We start from the raw sequence: 20,373 nt of genomic DNA, 5'->3' as shown, positions 1-20,373 counted from the left end.
GGTGGCCGCTTGGGGGGGGGGAGAGGGAGGGGGGGGGGGGGGGGGGGCCGCGGCGCGGCCCACACCCCCACAGCTCTCGCCCTCGGCTACCAGGCGAACGCCTCCGGCGACGGCCCCGGACCCGGGAAGATCTCGTCCAGTTCCGTCAGCACCTCCTCGCCCAGCTTCAGCTCCGACGCCCGCACCGCCGACGCCAGCTGCTCGGCCGTGCGTGGACCCACGATCGGACCGGTGACCCCGGGCCGGGTGAGCAGCCAGGCCAGGGCCGCCTCGCCGGGCTCGATGCCGTGCTTGGCCAGCAGGTCCTCGTACCGCTGGATCTGGTCGCGCACCGTCGGGTTCTTCAGCGCGTCGGCGCTGCGCCCGGACGTGCTGCGCGAACCGCCGCCCTCGCGCTCCTTGCGGAGCGCGCCGCCGAGCAGCCCGCCGTGCAGCGGCGACCAGGGGATGACGCCCACGCCGTAGCCCTGCGCGGCCGGAATGACTTCCATCTCGGCGCGGCGCTCGGCCAGGTTGTACAGGCACTGCTCGCTGACCAGCCCGTAGGAACCACGGCGGGCCGCGGCCTCATTGGCCTGGGCGATATGCCAGCCCGCGTGGTTGGAGGAGCCCGCGTAGACGATCTTGCCCTTCTGTACGAGGACGTCGATGGCCTGCCAGATCTCGTCCCACGGGGTGGAGCGGTCCACGTGGTGGAACTGGTAGAGGTCGATGTAGTCCGTGCCGAGCCGCTTGAGGCTGGCGTCCACGGCCCGGCGGATGTTCACGGCCGAGAGCTTGTCGCTGTTGGGCCAGGGCTCGCCCTCGGCGGCCATGTTTCCGTACACCTTGGTCGCGAGGACCGTCTTCTCGCGCCGCCCGCCGCCCTTGGCGAACCAGCTCCCGATGATTTCCTCGGTGCGGCCCTTGTTCTCGCCCCAGCCGTACACATTGGCGGTGTCGAAGAAGTTGATGCCCGCGTCGAGCGCGGCATCCATGATCGCGTGGCTGTCGGTCTCCTCCGTCTGCGGACCGAAGTTCATGGTGCCGAGGACGATACGGCTGACCTTGAGACCTGTGCGTCCGAGCTGCGTGTACTCCATGGGGATCAGCCAAGCCGTTGGAGTGCGCTCTAATCAAGGGGGGGCGGGCCGAGTGCTCGCCATCGGCGGCGGCAGGGCCCCGGCCGAGAATTCCCCGTGGCGGCCGAGAATTCCCCGTGGAAAACCCGAAAGCCCGCTTTTTGGCCCCCCGTGCGGTCAAAAAGCGGGCGTCTTTGGGGTTTTGCGGCTCCGGTCTGAATTCGATCGAGCAGGCTCGCCGGATATGGCCGCTGTATGGGGCCGCCGAATGCGGCCGGTCTTTGGGGATTACCGGGCGGCGCGGGACTTCATAAAGCCGAGAACGCCGAGGGCGAGGGCCATCAGTGCGCCGACCAGGACCATGTAGAGCCCCGGCCCCGCGGTCATGTCGTACAGCTTCGCGGCCTGCTCCGCCGCCTTCTCCGCGACCTGCTGGGACACCCCCTCCTCGTCCTTCAGCTTCTGGACGACGAGCCGCTCGGGGTCCGCCATGTTGATGACCGCGACAATGGCCATGGCCAGCCCCAGAACGCCGCCGACCAGGTAGAGCGCCGCCTTCTTGGTGGCCATGGCGGCGATGAACAGGATCGCCGCGACCAGGGCGATGATCAGCGTGATGATGCCGTCGCCGTCGATGCCCTTGATGCCCCCGGTGGCGCCCTCGGCGTCGGAGATCACCCAGTTCACCATGGAGCCGACCAGCGCGATGACCGAGCCGACGATCGCGAAGATCGCGATCTTCTTGGACGGCGCGGCCGGTGCCGCGCCATGGTTCGGGGCACCGGCGGAATGGGCGGGCGGTGCGGTTTGCGCATAAGAGGACTGGCTGTATTCGCTCATGAGCTCAGACCGTAAGCGGGGCCTTTCCGCATTGCAATGCCGCCGCCCGCTATGCCGTCAATGACCGATAAATTTCTCGTCCAAATAATCCCCGGATGAGATCAAATAATCTCGGGGTTATTTCGGGGTGGCCGCCCGCACAAATAATTGACAGACGTTATCTGCCCGTGATCGCGGAAGTCATGCGCGATCACGGAAGTCGGCTTCGATCATGGGAGTCGGGGTTTGATCACGGGAGTCGGGCTTTGATCAGGGAGGCGGGCTTCGATCACGGGAGTCGGGCATGGGCGGAGGCCATGCGTGGCCGGAGGGGTCCCTCGGCGTGGTCCCGGCGCCGGACGCCCCCGGCGGGATGGCAGGCTTGGGCCCATGCGTCCGCTTCCGTTCGTACTCGGTGCCGCCGCGCTGCTGACCGTGTCCGCAGCCGCCCCGGCCGCCGCCGGCGACTCGTCGTCGCCGTCCCCCTTCACGATCCAGGATTCACGGATCACCGAGTCCAGCGGCCTCGCCGCGAGCCGTCTCCACCCCGGTGTCTACTGGACGCACAACGACAGCTCGGACGGCCCGTACGTCTACGCCGTGGACGGCAGGACCGGGAAGACGGTCGCGCGCGTCACCCTGCGCGGGATAGGGGATCCCCGCGATGTGGAAGCGATCTCGATAGGGCCGGACGGCAATGTCTACGTCGGCGATATCGGCGACAACCTGGGCGGTCAGTGGTCCCATGTGTGGATCTACCGCTTCCCGGAGCCCAAGCAGCTGAAGGACACCACCGTCACCGCGACCCAGTTCACCGTCAAGTACCAGGGCGGGCCGCGCGACGCCGAGGCACTGATGGTCCATCCCAAGACGGGCCGCGTCTACATCGCCGGCAAGAGCGACGAGGACGCCGGGCTGTACGCCGGACCGACCACGCTGAGCCCCTCCGGGGTGAATGTCTTCCAGCGGGTCTCCGACCTCGACCTGGAGGTCACGGACGGGGCGTTCTCCCCGGACGGCACCCGGCTGGTGCTCCGCGGCTACTTCTCGGCCGCCGAGTACCGCTGGCGGAACGGAAAGCCGACGCGGCTGAAGGAGGAGCCGGGGCTGCCGCTCCAGCGGCAGGGCGAGTCGGTCACCTTCACCCCGGACGGCGGCACGCTGATGTACGGCACCGAGGGCGCGGGCTCCAAGGTGACGCCGGTGGACCTCGGCGGGGAGCTGCTGCCGGACGCCACCGCGAAGGAGCAGAAGAAGACCGGGGAGTACTCCGACCGCGTCGACGGCAAGCTCACCGACGAGGACAAGAACGGCAACCTGGTCAAGGCCGGGCTCACGTTCGTCGGCGCGCTGGTGGTCTTCCTCGGCCTGCGCAAGCTCTTCCGCCGGAGCTGATTCTGGAGCTGAGCGTCGACGTATGCGAAGGGGCCCGCGGCCGGTGATCGGCCGCGGGCCCCTTGCGCTCGGAGTGAGCCCTCAGAGGTGCTCGATGACGTAGTCCACGCACGCCGTCAGCGCCTCGACGTCCGCCGGGTCCACGGCCGGGAACATCGCCACCCGCAGCTGGTTGCGGCCCAGCTTGCGGTACGGCTCGGTGTCCACGATGCCGTTGGCCCGCAGCGCCTTGGCGACCGCCGCGGCGTCGATCTCCTCGTTGAAGTCGATCGTGCCCACGACCTGCGACCGCTTGGCCGGGTCGGTCACGAACGGGGTCGCGAACTTGGACTCCTCGGCCCAGCCGTACAGCGTGCGCGAGGAGGTCGCGGTGCGGCGGACCGCCCAGTCCAGACCACCCTGCCCGTTGATCCACTTCAGCTGGTCGTCGAGCAGGAAGAGCGTCGCCAGCGCCGGGGTGTTGTACGTCTGGTTCTTCAGCGAGTTGTCGATCGCGGTCGGCAGCGAGAAGAACTCGGGTACGTGCCGGCCGGAGGCGTGGATCCGGGCGGCGCGCTCCAGCGCGGCGGGCGAGAAGACGCCGATCCACAGTCCGCCGTCGGCCGCGAAGGACTTCTGCGGCGCGAAGTAGTAGACGTCCGTCTCGGCGATGTCGATCGGCAGACCGCCCGCCCCGGAGGTGGCGTCCACCAGTACCAGCGCGCCCTCATCGGCACCGGCCACCCGCTGGATGGGCATGGCGACACCGGTGGAGGTCTCGTTGTGGGTGAAGGCGTAGACGTCGGTGCCGCTCTCGGCGCGCGGCTCCGGGTGGGTGCCGGGGTCGGAGGTGATCACCGTGGGCTCCTCGAGCCACGGCGCCAGCTTCGCCGCCTTGGCGAACTTCGAGGAGAACTCGCCGAAGGACAGGTGCTGCGACTTGGAGTCGATCAGCCCGTGGGTCGCGATGTCCCAGAAGGCGGTGGAGCCGCCGTTGCCCAGGATGACCTCGTACCCCTCCGGGAGTTGGAAGAGCTCGCGCACCCCTTCGCGTACGGCGCCGACCAGGTTCTTGACCGGGGCCTGGCGGTGGGAGGTGCCCAGCAGGGAGCTTCCGGTCGCGGCCAGGGCGCTCAGCGCCTCGGTGCGCACCTTGGAGGGGCCCGAGCCGAAGCGTCCGTCGGCGGGCTTGATGTCATCGGGAATCCGGATCTCAGCCACGACCCGAAGCCTAATCCGTCGGCCGCCGCGCTCCGACCGCGCGTCCAGCGGCTGAGACGGTATGTCCACATCCGGTTGACGCGCGAGGACGTGCCGGTATAAGGGCCGAACCGGCCGAACGCGGAGCACGGCGGCCGTAAGGCGGCCATGCGGGCCATGCGGGCCACGCGGGCCACGCGGGTCATGCGGCCCATGCATGGCGGCCATGAAGGGGCCATGAATCGGAATTGGACATTCTCAAGGGCCGCCTCGCCATGGACCATGGGGGCATGGCTGATCACCAGGCAGACGAGCTGGAGCAGGCGCTGCGACGAGCCGTTCGCGGGGACGTCTCCTTCGATACGGCGAGCCGGGCCCTGATGACCATGGACGCGTCGAACTACCGGCGGGTCCCCGCCGGGGTGGTCGCGCCCCGCGACGCCGACGATGTGGCGGCGGTGCTGGCCGTGTGCCGGGAACGAGGGGTGCCGGTGGTCGCGCGCGGCGGCGGGACCTCGATCGCGGGCCAGGCCACCGGGCTCGGCGTCGTCCTGGACTTCACCCGCCATATGCGCGGCATCCGCTCGCTCGACCCCGAGCGGCGCACCGCCGTCGTCCAGCCGGGCGTGATCTGCGACGACCTCCGTACGGCGGCCGGCGCCCATGGGCTGACGTTCGGCCCCGACCCGTCCACCCACAGCCGCTGCACCCTCGGCGGCATGATCGGCAACAACTCCTGCGGCTCCCACTCCGTGGCCTGGGGCACCACCGCCGACAACGTCCACGAGCTGGACGTCCTCACCTACGGCGGGGAGCGGGTGCGCGCCGCCCAGGGCCTCCACGACCTGCCCGCCCGGCTCCGCGACGGCATACGGTCCCTGGCCGGCCAGCATCTGGCCCTGCTGCGCACCGGCTTCCCCGAGCTGCCCCGCCGGATCTCCGGCTACGCCCTGGACGAGCTGCTGCCCGAGAAGAACGCCGACCTCGCCCGCGCCCTCACCGGCAGCGAGGGCACCCTCGGCGTGGTGACCGAGGCGACCGTAAGGCTGGTGGAGGCGCCCGGCGCCCGCGCCCTGGCCGTGCTCGGCTACCCCGACGAGAGCGCGGCGGCCGAGGCCGCGCACACCCTGCTGCCGTACGGCCCGCTGACCGTCGAGGGCATGGCCGCCGACCTGGTCGCCGGGGCGACCGGGCTGCCCAAGGGCGGCGCCTGGCTGTTCGTGGAGGTCGGCGGCGCCACCCGCGAGGAGGCGCTCTCCCGCGCGCAGGAGGTGGCCCGCGCCGCCGCCGAGGCCACCACGGACCACACCGTGGTCGCCGACCCGGCCGGGCAGCGGGCCCTGTGGCGGGTGCGCGAGGACGCCTCAGGCACCGCCACCCGGACGCCCGACGGCAGCGAGGCCTGGCCCGGCTGGGAGGACTGCGCGGTGCCGCCGCCCCGGCTCGGCGCGTATCTGCGCGACTTCCGCGCCCTGATGGCCCAGCACGGGCTGCGCGGCACGCCGTACGGGCACTTCGGGGACGGCTGCATCCACGTCCGTATCGACTTCGACCTGCTGACCGAGCCCGGCATCCGGGTCTTCCGCGCCTTCTCCGCCGACCTCGCCGATCTCGTCGTCGCCCACGGCGGCTCGCTCTCCGGCGAACACGGCGACGGCCTGGCCCGCGCCGAGCTGCTGCCGCGCATGTACGGGACGGAGATGGTCGGCCTCTTCTCCCGCTTCAAGGACCTGTGGGACCCGGAGGGCGGCCTCAACCCCGGCGTCCTGGCCCGCCCGCAGCGCCTGGACCAGAACCTGCGCTTCGATCCGCTGCCGAGGCGCCCGGTGGACGTCGAGTTCGGCTATCCGCACGACAAGGGCGACTTCTCGGCGGCGGTCCGGCGCTGTGTGGGCGTCGCCAAGTGCCGTAACGAGTCGGTGTCCGGCGACGGCGTGATGTGCCCGTCGTACCGCGCCACCGGCGAGGAGAAGCACTCCACCCGCGGCCGCGCCCGGCTGCTGCACGAGATGCTCGCGGGCGAGGTCGTCCAGGACGGCTGGCGCTCGGAGGAGGTACGGGACGCGCTCGACCTGTGCCTGTCCTGCAAGGGCTGCCGCAGCGACTGCCCGGTGGAGGTCGACATGGCCACCTACAAGGCGGAGTTCCTGCACCACCACTACGAGGGCCGAATGCGCCCCGCCGCCCACTACTCGATGGGCTGGCTCCCGGTGTGGCTGCGCGCGGCGTCCCTCCTGCGGGCGGCCCCGGCGGCCAACGCGCTGGCCGGGGTGAGCCCACTCGCCGCCCTGGCCAAACGCCTGGGCGGCATCGCCCCCGAACGCGACATCCCGGAACTCGCCCACGAGCCCTTCACCAGGTGGTGGCGGAACCGGGTCCGCGAGGCGGCGCGCGGGACGGGGACCGGACCGGGCCCGGGATCGGCGCGGCCCGACCACGGACGGACCGTCGTCCTCTGGCCGGACACCTTCACCAACCACCTCTCCCCGTCCGTCGGCCGCTCGGCGGTCGCCGTGCTGGAGGCGGCCGGGCTGCGGGTGGTCGTCCCGCCGAAGCCCGTGTGCTGCGGGCTGACCTGGGTCTCCACCGGCCAGCTCGACCGCGCCCGCACGGTCATGCGGCGCACCCTGGACGTCATGGCCCCGGCCCTGGACGCCGGGCTCCCGGTGGTCGGCCTCGAACCCAGCTGCACCGCCGCCCTCCGCACCGACCTCCCCGAACTCCTCACCACCGACCCGCGCGCCACGCGCCTCGCCGAGTCCGTCTCGACGTTCGCCCAGGCGCTGGAGCGCTACGCCCCCGACTGGCGGCCCCCGAGGATCGACCGCCCCGTCGTCGGCCAGACCCACTGCCACCAGCACGCCGTCCTGGGCGACGCCGCCGAACGCCGCCTCCGCGAACGCGCCGGCCTTACGGGCACCTTGAGCGGCGGCTGCTGCGGCCTGGCGGGCAACTTCGGCTTCGAGAACGGCCACTACGAGGTCTCGACGGCCTGCGCCGAGGAGCAACTGCTGCCATCCGTAAGGGCCGCGGAACCCGGCACCGAAGTCCTGGCGGACGGCTACTCCTGCCGCACCCAACTCACCCAGCTGGCGGGCCGGAAGGGCCGCCACCTGGCAGAGGTCCTGGCGGAACGGCTGCCGTAAGACGAGCAGGTCGCGATTGCCGGGGCCGGCCGAGCCACACCTCATCGGGCCGGCCGGCCCCACTGTCGGCGTGCCCTGACGGGCCGTCCCAACCGGCTGAATCATGCAAGCGTGCTTGATTGTTTCTCGTCGCGCTGCCACCCTCGCTCGTCGAGAGCACTCGACGCACTCGACGCACTCGACGAGGGCGGGAGAAGGCCGACACACGACAGACCCGACGACGGGAGCGAGGCGTGTCCGAGACGGAGGCTCTGCTCGGCGATCTGCGGGCGGAGGGGGACGAGTTGGACGGCCTGGTGGCCGGGCTCGGGGGTGCGGAGTGGCGGTTGGCGACGCCCGCGCCCGGGTGGACCATCGCTCACCAGATCGCCCATCTCGCGTGGACCGACGAGCGGGCCGTACAAGCCGCCGAGGACGCCCAGGGGTTCGCGGACGAGGTGCGCCGGGCGTGGGCCGCGCCGGACGCGTTCGTGGACGAGGGCGCCGAGCGCGGCGCGGCCGTGCCGCCCGAGGTGCTGCTGGGCCGCTGGCGGGAGGGGCGGGAGCGGTTGCTCCGGACGCTGGCCGCGCAGCCGCCGCGTGCCCGGCTGCCGTGGTACGGGCCGCCGATGAGCGTGATGTCGATGGCGACCGCCCGGCTGATGGAGACCTGGGCGCACGGCCAGGACGTCGCCGACACCCTGGGCGTGCGCCGGGCCCCCACCGCCCGGCTGCGCCATGTGGCCCGGATCGGGGTCCGGGCGCGGGGCTACGCGTACGCGGCGCGGGGGATGGAGCCGCCGGCCGAGGAGTTCCGGGTCGAACTCACCGCTCCGGACGGTGAGCTGTGGACGTACGGGCCGGAGGACGCCGGGCAGCGGGTCACCGGGCCCGCGCTGGACTTCTGTCTGCTGGTGACCCAGCGGGCCCACCGCGACGATCTGGCCGTACGCGCCGAAGGGCCGGACGCGGACCGCTGGCTGGACATCGCCCAGGCGTTCGCGGGCCCGCCCGGCAAGGGCCGCGCTCCGGGGCAGCGGGCGGAGCACGACGGTGGTGATGCCCCTGGTGACGCCGTAAGCCCCGCCCCGCAGGGCGACGTGCCCGGGCACCGGCCCGGAGGCGCCCCGTGACCCCTCCGCCCCGCCCCCTCCGTATCGGCAACGCCTCCGGCTTCTACGGCGACCGTTTCGACGCGCTGTGCGAGATGCTCACCGGCGGGCCCCTGGACGTGCTGACCGGTGACTACCTCGCCGAGCTGACCATGCTCATCCTGGGCCGGGACCGCGCCAAGGACCCCGCGCGGGGCTATGCCACGACCTTTCTGCGCCAGCTCGAGGACACCCTGGGGCTCGCCATGGAGCGCGGCGTACGGCTCGTCACCAACGCGGGCGGGCTCAACCCGGCCGGGCTGGCGGACGCGATCCGCGAGCTGGCCGAGCGGCTCGGGATTGCGTGCCAGGTGGCCCATGTGGAGGGCGACGACCTCCTGGGGGCCCGCGAGTGGGGGCCGGGCGTCGTCACCGCCAACGCCTATCTCGGCGGGGCCGGGATCACGGCCTGTCTGCGCGGTGGCGCTGATGTGGTGGTCACCGGGCGGGTGACGGACGCCGCGCTGGTGACGGGCCCGGCCGCCGCGCACTTCGGATGGGCCGCCGACGACTGGGACGCGCTCGCCGGAGCCGTGGTCGCCGGGCACATCCTGGAGTGCGGTACCCAGGCGACCGGCGGCAACTACTCCTTCTTCGCCGAGCACGACGTCCGCCGCCCCGGCTTCCCGCTCGCCGAGATCCACCCCGACGGCTCCAGTGTGATCACCAAGCATCCGCACACCGGCGGCGCCGTCACGGTCGGCACCGTCACCGCCCAGCTTCTCTACGAGACGGCGGGCGCCCGCTATCCGGGCCCGGACGTCACCGCCCGGCTGGACTCGGTGCGGCTGGTCCAGGACGGCCCGGACCGGGTGCGCGTCCACGGCGTACGGGGCGAGGCGCCGCCCCGCACCCTCAAGACCGGGCTGACCCGGCTCGGCGGCCACCGCAACGAGGTGGTGTTCGTGCTCACCGGCCTGGACATCGAGGCCAAGGCGGCGCTCGTACGGGACCAGATGGAGGGGGCGATGAGCAAACGCCGCCCCGCCGAGGTCCGCTGGACCCTCTCCCGTACCGACCACCCCGACGCGGCCGTCCAGGAGGAGGCGAGCGCGCTGCTGCGGCTGGTGGTGCGCGACCGGGACCCGGCGGCGGTGGGGCGGGTGATCAGCGGCGCGGCCGTCGAACTGGCCCTCGCCAGCTATCCCGGCTTCCATGTCACCGCCCCGCCCGGAAAGGGCTCGCCTTACGGCGTCTTCGAGGCCGTGGAGACCCCGGCCGACACCGTGCCGCACACCGCCGTACTGCCGGACGGCTCCCGGCTGTCCGTTCCCCCGGCGCCCACCACGCCCGCCGCCGGAGGCCCGGTGGACGAGCCTCCGCCGCCGCCTCCGCTGCCGCCGGGCCCGACCCGCCGTGCCCCGCTCGGCGCCGTCGCCGGGGCCCGCAGCGGCGACAAGGGCGGCAGCGCCAACATCGGCGTCTGGGCGCGCGGTGAGGACGCCTGGCGCTGGCTGGCCCACACCCTCACCACCGACCGGCTGCGGGAGCTGCTCCCGGAGACGGCCGAACTGAACGTCACCCGCCATCCGCTGCCCCGGCTGCGGGCCCTGAACTTCGTCGTGGACGGGCTGCTCGGCGAGGGCGTCGCCGCGCAGGCCCGCTTCGACCCCCAGGCCAAGGCCGTCGGCGAATGGCTGCGCTCCCGCCACCTCGACATACCGGAGGTACTGCTTTGACCCCCCGTTCCGGCCTCTGGGCCGCGGCCGTTGGCGATCTCCGGGCCACGGACGTTGGCGATGGGTCGCTCTCTCGTCGCCTGGACATACCGGAGGTGTCGCTGTGACAGTGCTCGCGTCCGCGCTCGATCCCGCGGGCGCCGACTACACGGCCCACCGCGAGGCGATGCTCGCCAAGCTCGATGAGCTGGCGGCCGAACACGCCAAGGCGCTGGCGGGCGGCGGCGAGAAGTACGTCGAGCGGCACCGCAAGCGCGGGAAGCTGCTCGTCCGGGAGCGGATCGAACTGCTCCTGGACCCCGATACGCCCTTTCTGGAGCTGTCCCCGCTGGCCGCGTGGGGCAGCGACTACCCGGTCGGGGCGTCCGTCGTCACCGGTATCGGGGTGATCTCCGGTGTCGAGTGCCTGATCAGTGCCAACGACCCCACCGTGCGAGGTGGTGCGAGCAATCCGTGGACGCTGAAGAAGTCGCTGCGCGCGCATGAGATCGCCCGGGTGAACCGCCTCCCGGTCGTCAGCCTCGTCGAGTCCGGCGGCGCCGATCTCCCCTCCCAGAAGGAGATCTTCATCCCCGGCGGGGCGATGTTCCGGGATCTCACCCGGCTGTCCGCGGAAGGCATTCCCACGATCGCCGTGGTCTTCGGCAACTCCACCGCCGGAGGCGCGTACATCCCCGGGATGTCCGACCACGTGATCATGGTCAAGGAGCGCTCCAAGGTCTTCCTGGGCGGTCCGCCGCTGGTGAAGATGGCCACCGGCGAGGAGAGCGACGACGAGTCGCTGGGCGGAGCCGAGATGCACGCCCGCACCTCCGGGCTGGCCGACTACTTCGCCACCGACGAGCCGGACGCGCTGCGCCAGGCCCGCCGGGTGGTGGCCCGCCTCAACTGGCGCAAGGCGCACGCCGATCCGGGGCCCGCCGAGCCGCCGAAGTACGACGCCGAGGAGCTGCTCGGGATCGTGCCGAGCGATCTGAAGGTCCCCTTCGACCCGCGCGAGGTGATCGCCCGGATCGTCGACGGCTCGGACTTCGACGAGTTCAAGCCGCTGTACGGGCGCAGCCTGGCCACCGGCTGGGCCGCGCTGCACGGCTATCCGGTCGGGGTCCTGGCCAACGCCCAGGGGGTGCTGTTCAGCGAGGAGTCGCAGAAGGCCGCGCAGTTCATCCAGCTCGCCAACCAGCGCGACATCCCGCTGCTCTTCCTGCACAACACCACGGGTTACATGGTCGGCCGCGACTACGAGCAGGGCGGGATCATCAAGCACGGCGCCATGATGATCAACGCCGTCTCCAACTCCCGCGTACCGCATCTGTCGGTGCTCATCGGCGCCTCGTACGGCGCCGGTCACTACGGGATGTGCGGCCGGGCGTACGACCCCCGCTTCCTCTTCGCCTGGCCCAGCGCCAAGTCCGCCGTGATGGGGCCGCAGCAGCTCGCCGGGGTGATGTCGATCGTCGCCCGGCAGTCCGCCGCCGCCAAGGGGCAGCCGTACGACGACGAGGCCGACGCCGCGCTGCGCACCATGGTGGAGCAGCAGATCGAGTCCGAGTCGCTGCCGCTCTTCCTCTCCGGGCGGCTCTACGACGACGGCGTCATCGACCCGCGCGACACCCGCACCGTGCTCGGCCTGTGTCTGTCCGCCCTGCACACCGCGCCGGTCGAGGGCGCGCGCGGTGGCTTCGGCGTCTTCCGGATGTGAGTGAGGAACCCGTGAGCCGTGCCCGTTTGTCCGCCCGTTCGCTCGCTTCGTCCGCCTCGCACGCCGCGTTGGTGCCGGGCGCGCGTCGTGGTCTCGCTTCGGCGTCTTACGTCATGTGGGTGAGGAATCCGTGATTCGTTCCCTCCTGGTCGCCAACCGCGCCGAGATAGCGCGGCGCATCGTCCGCACCTGCCGTGATCTCGGCATCGCCACCGTCGCGGTGCACTCCGACGCGGACACCGGCGCGCCCCACGCGCGCGAGGCCGACGCCGCCGTAAGGCTGCCGGGCGACGCCCCGGCCGACACCTATCTGCGGGGCGATCTCCTGGTGGAGGCCGCCCTGGCCGCCGGGGCCGACGCCGTCCACCCCGGCTATGGCTTCCTCTCCGAGCACGCCGACTTCGCGCGCGCCGTAAGGGCGGCGGGGCTGGTGTGGGTGGGGCCGCCGCCCGAGGCGATGGAGGCCATGGCCTCCAAGACCCGGGCCAAGGAGATCATGCGCAAGGCGGGCGTGCCGCTGCTCGATCCGCTCGACCCGGCCGAGGTCACCACCGGCGATCTGCCCGTGCTGGTCAAGGCGGCGGCGGGCGGCGGCGGCCGGGGCATGCGGGTGGTGCGCGAACTCGACGCGCTCCCAGCCGCACTCGACTCCGCCCGCGCCGAGGCGGCCTCCGCCTTCGGCGACGGCGAGATCTTCGTGGAGCCCTATATGGAGGGCGCCCGCCATGTCGAGGTCCAGGTGCTCACCGACACCCACGGCACCGTATGGACCCTCGGCACCCGCGACTGCTCCCTCCAACGCCGCCACCAGAAGGTCATCGAGGAGGCCCCGGCCCCCGGTCTTGACGAGGAACTACGGCGCACCCTGGCCGAATCGGCGGCGAACGCGGCGCGCGCGATCGGCTACGAGGGCGCGGGCACGGTGGAGTTCCTGGTCTCGCCCTCGGGGCGGGCGTACTTCCTGGAGATGAACACCCGCCTCCAGGTCGAGCACCCGGTCACCGAGGAGATCCACGGCCTCGACCTGGTGGCGCTCCAGCTGCGGATCGCGGAGGGGGAGCGGCTCGACGCCGAGCCTCCGGCGCCCCGGGGGCACGCGATCGAGGCGCGGCTGTACGCCGAGGACCCGGCGCGCGACTGGCGGCCGCAGACGGGGATCCTGCACCGGCTGGACATCCCCGGGCTGCGGGTGGACTCCGGGCCGGACGGCGGGGACACGATCGGCGTCCACTACGACCCGATGCTGGCCAAGGTCATCGCCGTGGCCCCCACCCGGGCCGAGGCGGTGCGGCGGCTGGCCCACGGGCTGGAGCGGGCCCGGATCCACGGCCCGGTGACCAACCGCGAGCTGCTCGTACGGGTCCTGCGCCACCCGGAGTTCGCGGCGGGCCGTATGGACACCGGGTTCCTCGAACGCCGTCTGCCCGAGCTGACCGCCGCCTCGGACGACGACGAGTCGGGCCCGCTCGCCGCCCTCGCCGCCGCCCTCGCCGACGCGGCGCGGCGGCCGGCGACCGTGGCCGGGCGGTTGGGCGGCTGGCGCAATGTGCCGTCCCAGCCGCAGCTGAGGAGCTACCGCGCGGAACCGGACGGCACCGAGCACGAGGTGCGCTACCGCCTCACCCGCGACGGGCTGCTCGCGGAGGGCTTCTCCGACGTCCGGCTGCTGGGCGTCGAGCCGGGGCGGGGCGACGATGCCGGGCGGGACGCCGAGCGGGGGCGGGGCGCCGAGTCGGGGCGCGAGGCCGAGCCGACGCGGGTCGTCCTGGTCGTGGCCGGGGTCCGGCGGACGTTCGAGGTGACGGCCTATGGGGACCGCCGCTATGTCGACACGCCCCAGGGCGGCCATGCGTTCACCGCGCTGCCCCGCTTCCCCGACCCCACCGCCCGCACCGAGCCCGGCTCGCTGCTGGCGCCCATGCCGGGCACGGTGGTGCGGGTCGCCGAGGTGGCCGTCGGGGACCGGGTCGAGGCCGGACAGCCCCTGCTGTGGCTGGAGGCCATGAAGATGGAGCACCGCGTGACCGCGCCCGCCGCCGGGGTGCTCACCGCCCTGCACGCCGCCCCCGGCCGCCAGGTCGAGGTCGGAGCCCTGCTCGCCGTCGTGGCGGCGGGAGAGTGACCCGGCCCCGCACACGGTGTGGCCCGTACGGCCCACGCGGGCCACACCGTCCGTACGGGCCACATCGTCCGTACGGGCCACATCGTCCGTACGGGCCACATCGTCCGTGCGGGCCACATCGTCCGTACGGGCCACACAGCTCGTACGAGCCGCACAGCCGGACCGCGCAACGCACCGCAAGGGGCCCGCACCGCACAGCGCATGTGGCCCGTACAACGCACGCACGTGGGAGGAGCCGTCCATGACCAGCTCGCACACGCCCGTGGACACCCCGGAGCGCGTGGCGCTCCGCGCCGCGGTGTCGTCCTTCGCCAAGGGACACGCCCCGGGCGGCCCCCAGGAGGGCGACGGGGCCGCCGAACTGTGGGCCGAAGCAGGAAAGCTGGGCTATCTCGGGGTCAACCTCCCCGAGGAGTACGGCGGCGGGGGCGGCGGCATCACCGAGCTGTCCATCGTCCTGGAGGAGCTGGGGGCGGCGGGCTGCCCGCTGCTCATGCTCGTCGTCTCGCCCGCCATCTGCGGCACCGTCATCGCCCGGTTCGGCACCGCCGAGCAGAAGGAGCGCTGGCTGCCGGGCCTGGCCGACGGCAGGATCACCATGGCCTTCGGCATCACCGAGCCCGACGCCGGATCCAACTCGCACCGCATCACCACCACCGCCCGCCGGAACGAGGGCGGCGGCTGGGTACTCAACGGCCGTAAGGTCTTCATCACCGGTGTGGACAACGCCGACGCGGTTCTCATCGTCGGCCGCACCGAGGACGCCAGGACCGGAAAGCTCAAGCCCTGTCTGTTCATCGTCCCGCGCGAGACCCATGGCTTCTCCCACCACCACATCCCCATGGAGCTGGCCGCCGCGGAGAAGCAGTTCGAGCTGGTGCTGGACGACGTGACGCTGCCCGCCGACGCGCTGGTGGGCGACGAGGACGCCGGGCTGCTCCAGCTGTTCGCGGGGCTCAACCCGGAGCGCATCATGACGGCGGCGTTCGCGCTGGGGATGGGCCGCTACGCGCTCGACAAGGCCGTGGACTACGCCCGCACCCGCCAGGTGTGGAAGGAGCCCATAGGCGCCCACCAGGCGATCGCCCACCCCCTCGCCCAGGCCCATATCGAGCTGGAGCTGGCCCGGCTGATGATGGCGAAGGCGGCGTACCTGTACGACGAGGGCGATGACGCGGGCGCGGGCGAGGCCGCCAACATGGCCAAGTACGCGGCCGGGGAGGCCGCGGTGAAGGCGGTGGACCAGGCCGTGCACACTCTCGGCGGCAACGGCCTGACCGCCGAGTACGGGCTGGCGCGGCTGATCACGGCCGCCCGGGTGGCCCGGATCGCCCCCGTCAGCCGCGAGATGATCCTCAACTACGTCTCCCACCAGACCCTGGGCCTGCCCAAGTCGTACTGAGCGGGCTTCAAGCCGTACGCGGGTAGGGCAGAACGGACAGGTAGGTCCATCAGAGCTGAGGGGAGCGGCCATGGTGCTGCGCAGCGAGTATCCCGATGTACCGCCCGTCGATCTGCCCATCCACGACGCCGTACTGGGCCGCGCGGCCGAGGAGTTCGGCGACCTGACCGCGCTGGTGGACGGCGTGACCGGGGCGGCCCTGAGCTATGCCGCGCTGGATCGCGCGTCCCGCCGGATCGGGGCCGCGCTGGCCGAGGCGGGGGTGCGCAAGGGCGATGTGGTGGCCCTGCACAGCCCCAACTCGATCATGTACCCACCGGCGTTCTACGGCGCCACCCGCACCGGGGCCGCGGTCACCACGGTGCATCCACTGGCGACGCCGGAGGAGTTCGCCAAGCAGCTGCGGGACGCTGCCGCGTCGTGGATCATCACCGTCTCGGCGCAGCTGGGCGTGGCGCGGCAGGCCGCCGAACGGGCGGGCGGGATACGGGAGATCTTCGTCTGTGACGAGGCGAGCGGTCATCGTTCACTGCGCTCCATGCTGAGCAGCACCGCGCCCGAACCGGTGGTGGAGATCGACCCGGTCGAGGACATCGCCGTCCTGCCGTACTCCTCCGGCACCACCGGCACCCCCAAGGGCGTGATGCTCACCCACCGCAACGTCGCCACCAACCTCGCGCAGGTGGAGACGCTGGTGCCCAACCGGCCGGGGGAGCGGGTGCTGGCCGTCCTGCCGTTCTTCCACAGCTACGGCCTTACGGCGCTCATGAACGCACCGCTCCGCAACGGCGGCACGGTGATCGTGCTGCCCCGCTTCGAACTCGACACCTTCCTCGCGGCGATCGAGAAGCACCGCGCCCAGGCGCTCTATGTGGCCCCGCCGATCGTGCTCGCGCTCGCCAAGCACCCGGCCGTGGACGGCCATGACCTGTCGTCGGTGCGGTATGTGCTGAGCGCGGCGGCCCCGCTGGACGCCCGGCTCGCCGAGGCGTGCGCCCAGCGGCTCGGCGTACCGCCGCTGCTTCAGGCGTTCGGGATGACGGAGCTGTCCCCGGGCTCCCATCTGGTGCCGCGCGACGCGAAGAACGCCCCGCCCGGGACCGTCGGAAAGCTGCTCCCGAGCACCGAGATGCGCATCGTGGACCCGGACGGCGGCACGGACGTGGCCGTGGGCGAGGACGGCGAGATCGTCATCCGCGGACCGCAGGTGATGAAGGGCTATCTGGGCCGTCCCGAGGACACCGACGCGATGATCGACCCCGAGGGCTGGCTGCACACCGGTGACGTCGGGCATGTGGACGCGGACGGCTGGCTGTATGTGGTGGACCGGGTGAAGGAGCTGATCAAGTACAAGGGCTACCAGGTCGCCCCGGCCGACCTGGAGGCCGTGCTGCTCGCCCATGAGGCCGTCGTCGACGCCGCCGTGATCGGGGTGACGGACGGGGCGGGCAACGAGATCCCCAAGGCGTATGTGGTGCCCAGGCCCGGGACCCGGATCTCGGAGGACGACCTGATGGCGTACGTTGCCGGACAGGTGGCCCCGTACAAGAAGGTGCGGCGTGTGGAGTTCACGGACGCCGTGCCGCGCTCGGCCACCGGCAAGATCCTCAGGCGTGAACTGCGCGCCAGGGAAAGGAGCACGACCGCCCCATGACCGACGGCCCCACGACTGGCCCCACGACCGGCCGCCCGCTGGACGACGGCCTTACGGCCGACGGCTCCACGAGCGACGGCCTTACGGCCGATGCGCCGAAGTCCTTCGTACGGGCCGCCTTCGCGCGCGGGATCACCACCCTCACCCTGGACTCGCCGCACAACCGCAACGCCCTCTCCTCGCGTCTGGTCGCCGAGTTGCGCGAGGCGCTGGCGGCGGCCGGGCGGGATGACCGTGTGCGGGCGGTGCTGCTCACCCACACCGGCACCACCTTCTGCGCGGGCGCGGATCTGAGCGAACCGCCCTCGGCGTCCGGGGCGTCCGGTCTCGTGGACCTGCTGCGGTCGATCGTGGAGCTGCCCAAGCCGGTGGTCGCCCGCGTCACCGGGCACGTACGGGCCGGTGGGCTCGGGCTGCTCGGGGCCTGCGACATCTCGGCGGCCGGGCGCGGCGCCAGCTTCGCCTTCACCGAGGCCCGGCTCGGCCTCGCCCCGGCCGTCATCTCGATGCCGTTGCTGCCCCGGCTGGACCGGCGCGCGGCGGCCCGCTACTACCTCACGGGTGAGCGGTTCGACGCCGCCGAGGCGGCCCGGATCGGGCTGGTCACGCTCGCGGACCCGGAGGGGGACGCGGACGAGGCGCTGGCGCCGGTCCTCGACGGGCTGCGCCGGGGCTCCCCGCAGGGCCTGGCCGAGTCCAAGCGGCTGGTGACCGCCGATGTGCTGCGCGCCTTCGACCGGGACGGCGAGGCGCTGGCCGCGCTGTCGGCCCGCCTCTTCGCCTCCGAGGAGGCGCGCGAGGGCATGACGTCGTTCCTGGAGCGGCGCGATCCGGCGTGGGTGCGGCAGACGGCGTCCGACGCGGAGGCGGTACGGGACACGGAGGCGGCACCGGACACGGAGGCGATACCGGACGCGGGGGACAAGGGGGCCGCAGGGAGCACGGGCCCCGCCGGGGCGCCCCGATGACCCCCCGTACGGCATTGCGCGACCCCAAGCAGGACCGCAGCCGCGCCACCCGCAGGCGGCTGCTGGAGGCCGCCGTGGCCTGCCTCGCCGAGCGCGGCTGGGCCGGTTCCACGGTCGCGGTGGTCGCCGAGCGGGCCGGGGTGTCGAGGGGCGCGGCCCAGCACCACTTCCCGACCCGCGAGGACCTCTTCACGGCCGCCGTCGAGCATGTCGCCGAGGAGCGCTCGGCGGAGCTGCGCGCCCTCCCGGCCCCGCACGGGGAGGGCCGCGTCCCCGCGGTGGTCGAGGCGCTGATCACCCTCTACACCGGCCCGCTCTTCCGGGCCGCCCTCCAGCTGTGGGTGGCGGCCTCGTACGAGGAGCAGCTGGGCGCCCGGGTGAGCGCGCTGGAGGCGAAGATCGGCCGGGAGACGCATCGGATCGCGGTGGAGCTGCTGGGCGCCGACGAGTCGGTGCCGGGCGTCCGGGAGGCCGTCCAGGGCCTGCTCGACATGGGGCGGGGCCTGGGCCTTGCCAACCTGCTGACGGACGACCGGCACCGCCGGGAGCGGGTGGTGGCCCAGTGGTCGCGGATCCTGGAGGGGATCCTGACCTCGAAGGACCCGGACGGCCACCCGGCCCACGACCACCCCGCCCCGGCCGCCTCCTGACCTACCGCGCGCGGCCCTATCGCGCGCGGCCCTACCGCGAGGCGGTGTCCCCGTAGCCGTCGACCTCGTGCGGGCTGCGCGTGCCGGGGCCGACGTACCGCGCCGACGGCCGCACCAGACGGCCGGTCCGCTTCTGCTCCAGGATGTGCGCGCTCCAGCCCGCCGTACGGGCGCAGGTGAACATCGAGGTGAACATGGGCGCCGGGACCTCCGCGAAGTCCAGCACGATGGCCGCCCAGAACTCCACGTTCGTCGCCAGCACCCGGTCCGGCCTGCGGCTGTGCAGCTCGTCCAGGGCGGCACGCTCCAGCGCCTCGGCGACCTCGAAGCGCGGTGCGCCCAGCTCCTTGGCGGTGCGCCGCAGCACCCGCGCCCGCGGGTCCTCGGCGCGGTAGACCCGGTGGCCGAAGCCCATCAGCCGTTCGCCCCGGTCGAGCGCCTGCTTGACGTAGCGGGTGGCGTCCCCGGTGCGCTCGATCTCCTCGATCATGCCGAGCACCCGGGAGGGCGCGCCGCCGTGCAGCGGCCCCGACATGGCGCCCACCGCGCCGGAGAGCGCGGCAGCGACATCGGCGCCGGTGGAGGCGATGACGCGGGCGGTGAAGGTGGAGGCGTTCATGCCGTGCTCGGCCGCCGAGGTCCAGTACGCGTCGACGGCGGCCACGTGCTTGGGGTCCGGCTCACCGCGCCAGCGCCGCATGAAGCGCTCCACGATGGTTCCGGCCTTGTCGATCTCCCGCTGCGGCACCATCGGCTTCCCCTGGCCGCGGGCCGACTGGGCCACGTAGGACAGGGCCATCACCGCCGCGCGCGCCAGGTCCTCACGGGCCTGCTCCTCGTCGATGTCCAGCAGCGGTTTGAGGCCCCAGACGGGCGCGAGCATGGCCAGCGCGGACTGCACATCGACCCGGACGTCCCCGGAGTGGACCGGGATGGGGAACGGCTCGGCGGCCGGCAGCCCCGGGTTGAAGGCGCCGTCGACCAGCAGCCCCCAGACGTTCCCGAAGGAGACATGGCCCACCAGGTCTTCGATGTCCACGCCTCGGTAGCGGAGCGCGCCGCCTTCCTTGTCGGGTTCGGCGATCTCCGTCTCGAACGCGACGACTCCTTCGAGTCCGGGTACGAAGTCGGACATCAGGCGGCTCCTCATGATGCGGGACGACGGTCGGCGGCGGATGGCGCCGGAACGGTTACGCGGCCGCCTGACACGGCTCGCGGTCCGTACCGGTCACTCCGTGATGTGCCCCGTGCGGGTGGTGGTCACCCAACCGTGACGGGGAGTGACCTCCGGGACACGGGGGGTGGTGCCTGTCCAGGCGCCGAACGGGCGGCGCGTGGTCCGCTCAGTCTGGTGCGTGCGCTGCCCATGGGGAAGCGTGAGAAGTGGCACATCCGCTCCGGATCGCGGGAGGGTTACGGGGCCCCGGGGCGGGGGAGGGAGAGCGCTCTTCCGGGGCCGCCCGTGC

At 72.7% G+C, this 20,373-nt stretch carries 14 protein-coding genes; 10 read left to right on the top strand and 4 right to left on the bottom strand.

The features are described 5' to 3' along the window. Positions 1 to 86: 86 nt before the first annotated feature. Entirely contained in the window at positions 87 to 1,082 is a 996-nt protein-coding gene (locus tag ACT2CW_RS00915; RefSeq protein ID WP_445515171.1) for an aldo/keto reductase, read from the bottom strand. Positions 1,083 to 1,349: 267 nt separating this feature from the next. Beyond that, positions 1,350 to 1,901: a hypothetical protein gene (locus ACT2CW_RS00910; protein WP_445515170.1), complete on the bottom strand. Its 552-nt coding sequence runs from the start codon at positions 1,899 to 1,901 to the stop codon at positions 1,350 to 1,352. Positions 1,902 to 2,270: 369 nt separating this feature from the next. On the opposite strand from ACT2CW_RS00910, the gene ACT2CW_RS00905 reads away from it, so the two are divergent. Continuing rightward, positions 2,271 to 3,275 (top strand): hypothetical protein, encoded by a 1,005-nt coding sequence (locus ACT2CW_RS00905; RefSeq protein WP_445515169.1) that lies wholly within the window; start codon positions 2,271 to 2,273, stop codon positions 3,273 to 3,275. 81 nt (positions 3,276 to 3,356) lie between these two features. Here ACT2CW_RS00905 and serC read toward each other — a convergent pair whose 3' ends face one another. Continuing rightward, positions 3,357 to 4,475: a phosphoserine transaminase gene (gene serC / locus ACT2CW_RS00900; RefSeq protein WP_182472395.1), complete on the bottom strand. Its 1,119-nt coding sequence runs from the start codon at positions 4,473 to 4,475 to the stop codon at positions 3,357 to 3,359. A gap of 269 nt (positions 4,476 to 4,744) precedes the next feature. On the opposite strand from serC, the gene ACT2CW_RS00895 reads away from it, so the two are divergent. The 9 genes from ACT2CW_RS00895 (at position 4,745) to ACT2CW_RS00855 (ending at position 18,907) form a co-directional block, all read left to right on the top strand. Continuing rightward, on the top strand, positions 4,745 to 7,600 hold the full coding sequence (locus tag ACT2CW_RS00895; protein ID WP_445515168.1) for an FAD-binding and (Fe-S)-binding domain-containing protein: 2,856 nt from the start codon (positions 4,745 to 4,747) through the stop codon (positions 7,598 to 7,600). 233 nt (positions 7,601 to 7,833) lie between these two features. Continuing rightward, positions 7,834 to 8,712 (top strand): TIGR03084 family metal-binding protein, encoded by an 879-nt coding sequence (locus tag ACT2CW_RS00890; protein ID WP_325119319.1) that lies wholly within the window; start codon positions 7,834 to 7,836, stop codon positions 8,710 to 8,712. Further along, positions 8,709 to 10,409: an acyclic terpene utilization AtuA family protein gene (locus tag ACT2CW_RS00885; RefSeq protein WP_445515167.1), complete on the top strand. Its 1,701-nt coding sequence runs from the start codon at positions 8,709 to 8,711 to the stop codon at positions 10,407 to 10,409. Before ACT2CW_RS00890 ends, ACT2CW_RS00885 begins: the two co-directional genes overlap by 4 nt. Positions 10,410 to 10,512: 103 nt before the next feature. Beyond that, entirely contained in the window at positions 10,513 to 12,111 is a 1,599-nt protein-coding gene (locus tag ACT2CW_RS00880) for an acyl-CoA carboxylase subunit beta (RefSeq protein ID WP_445515166.1), read from the top strand. 130 nt (positions 12,112 to 12,241) lie between these two features. Beyond that, a complete protein-coding gene (locus ACT2CW_RS00875; RefSeq protein WP_445515165.1) occupies positions 12,242 to 14,233 on the top strand; it encodes an acetyl/propionyl/methylcrotonyl-CoA carboxylase subunit alpha in 1,992 nt (663 codons plus the stop codon). A gap of 241 nt (positions 14,234 to 14,474) precedes the next feature. After that, positions 14,475 to 15,635, top strand: a complete 1,161-nt coding sequence (locus ACT2CW_RS00870) for an acyl-CoA dehydrogenase family protein (RefSeq protein ID WP_445515164.1) — start codon at positions 14,475 to 14,477, stop codon at positions 15,633 to 15,635. Between the two features lie 70 nt (positions 15,636 to 15,705). Further along, entirely contained in the window at positions 15,706 to 17,289 is a 1,584-nt protein-coding gene (locus ACT2CW_RS00865; protein WP_445515163.1) for a 4-coumarate--CoA ligase family protein, read from the top strand. Between the two features lie 131 nt (positions 17,290 to 17,420). After that, positions 17,421 to 18,257 (top strand): enoyl-CoA hydratase family protein, encoded by an 837-nt coding sequence (locus ACT2CW_RS00860; RefSeq protein WP_445515657.1) that lies wholly within the window; start codon positions 17,421 to 17,423, stop codon positions 18,255 to 18,257. After that, a complete protein-coding gene (locus ACT2CW_RS00855; RefSeq protein ID WP_445515162.1) occupies positions 18,254 to 18,907 on the top strand; it encodes a TetR/AcrR family transcriptional regulator in 654 nt (217 codons plus the stop codon). Before ACT2CW_RS00860 ends, ACT2CW_RS00855 begins: the two co-directional genes overlap by 4 nt. Positions 18,908 to 18,938: 31 nt before the next feature. Here the strand turns inward: ACT2CW_RS00855 and ACT2CW_RS00850 are convergent, their stop codons facing one another. Next, positions 18,939 to 20,042: a citrate synthase 2 gene (locus ACT2CW_RS00850; protein WP_445515161.1), complete on the bottom strand. Its 1,104-nt coding sequence runs from the start codon at positions 20,040 to 20,042 to the stop codon at positions 18,939 to 18,941. Positions 20,043 to 20,373 lie beyond the last annotated feature (331 nt).

Source organism: Streptomyces sp. NEAU-174 (assembly GCF_052665095.1).
Note: the sequence above shows the minus strand (reverse complement) of the source record. Positions and strands in the feature narration are given on the sequence as shown.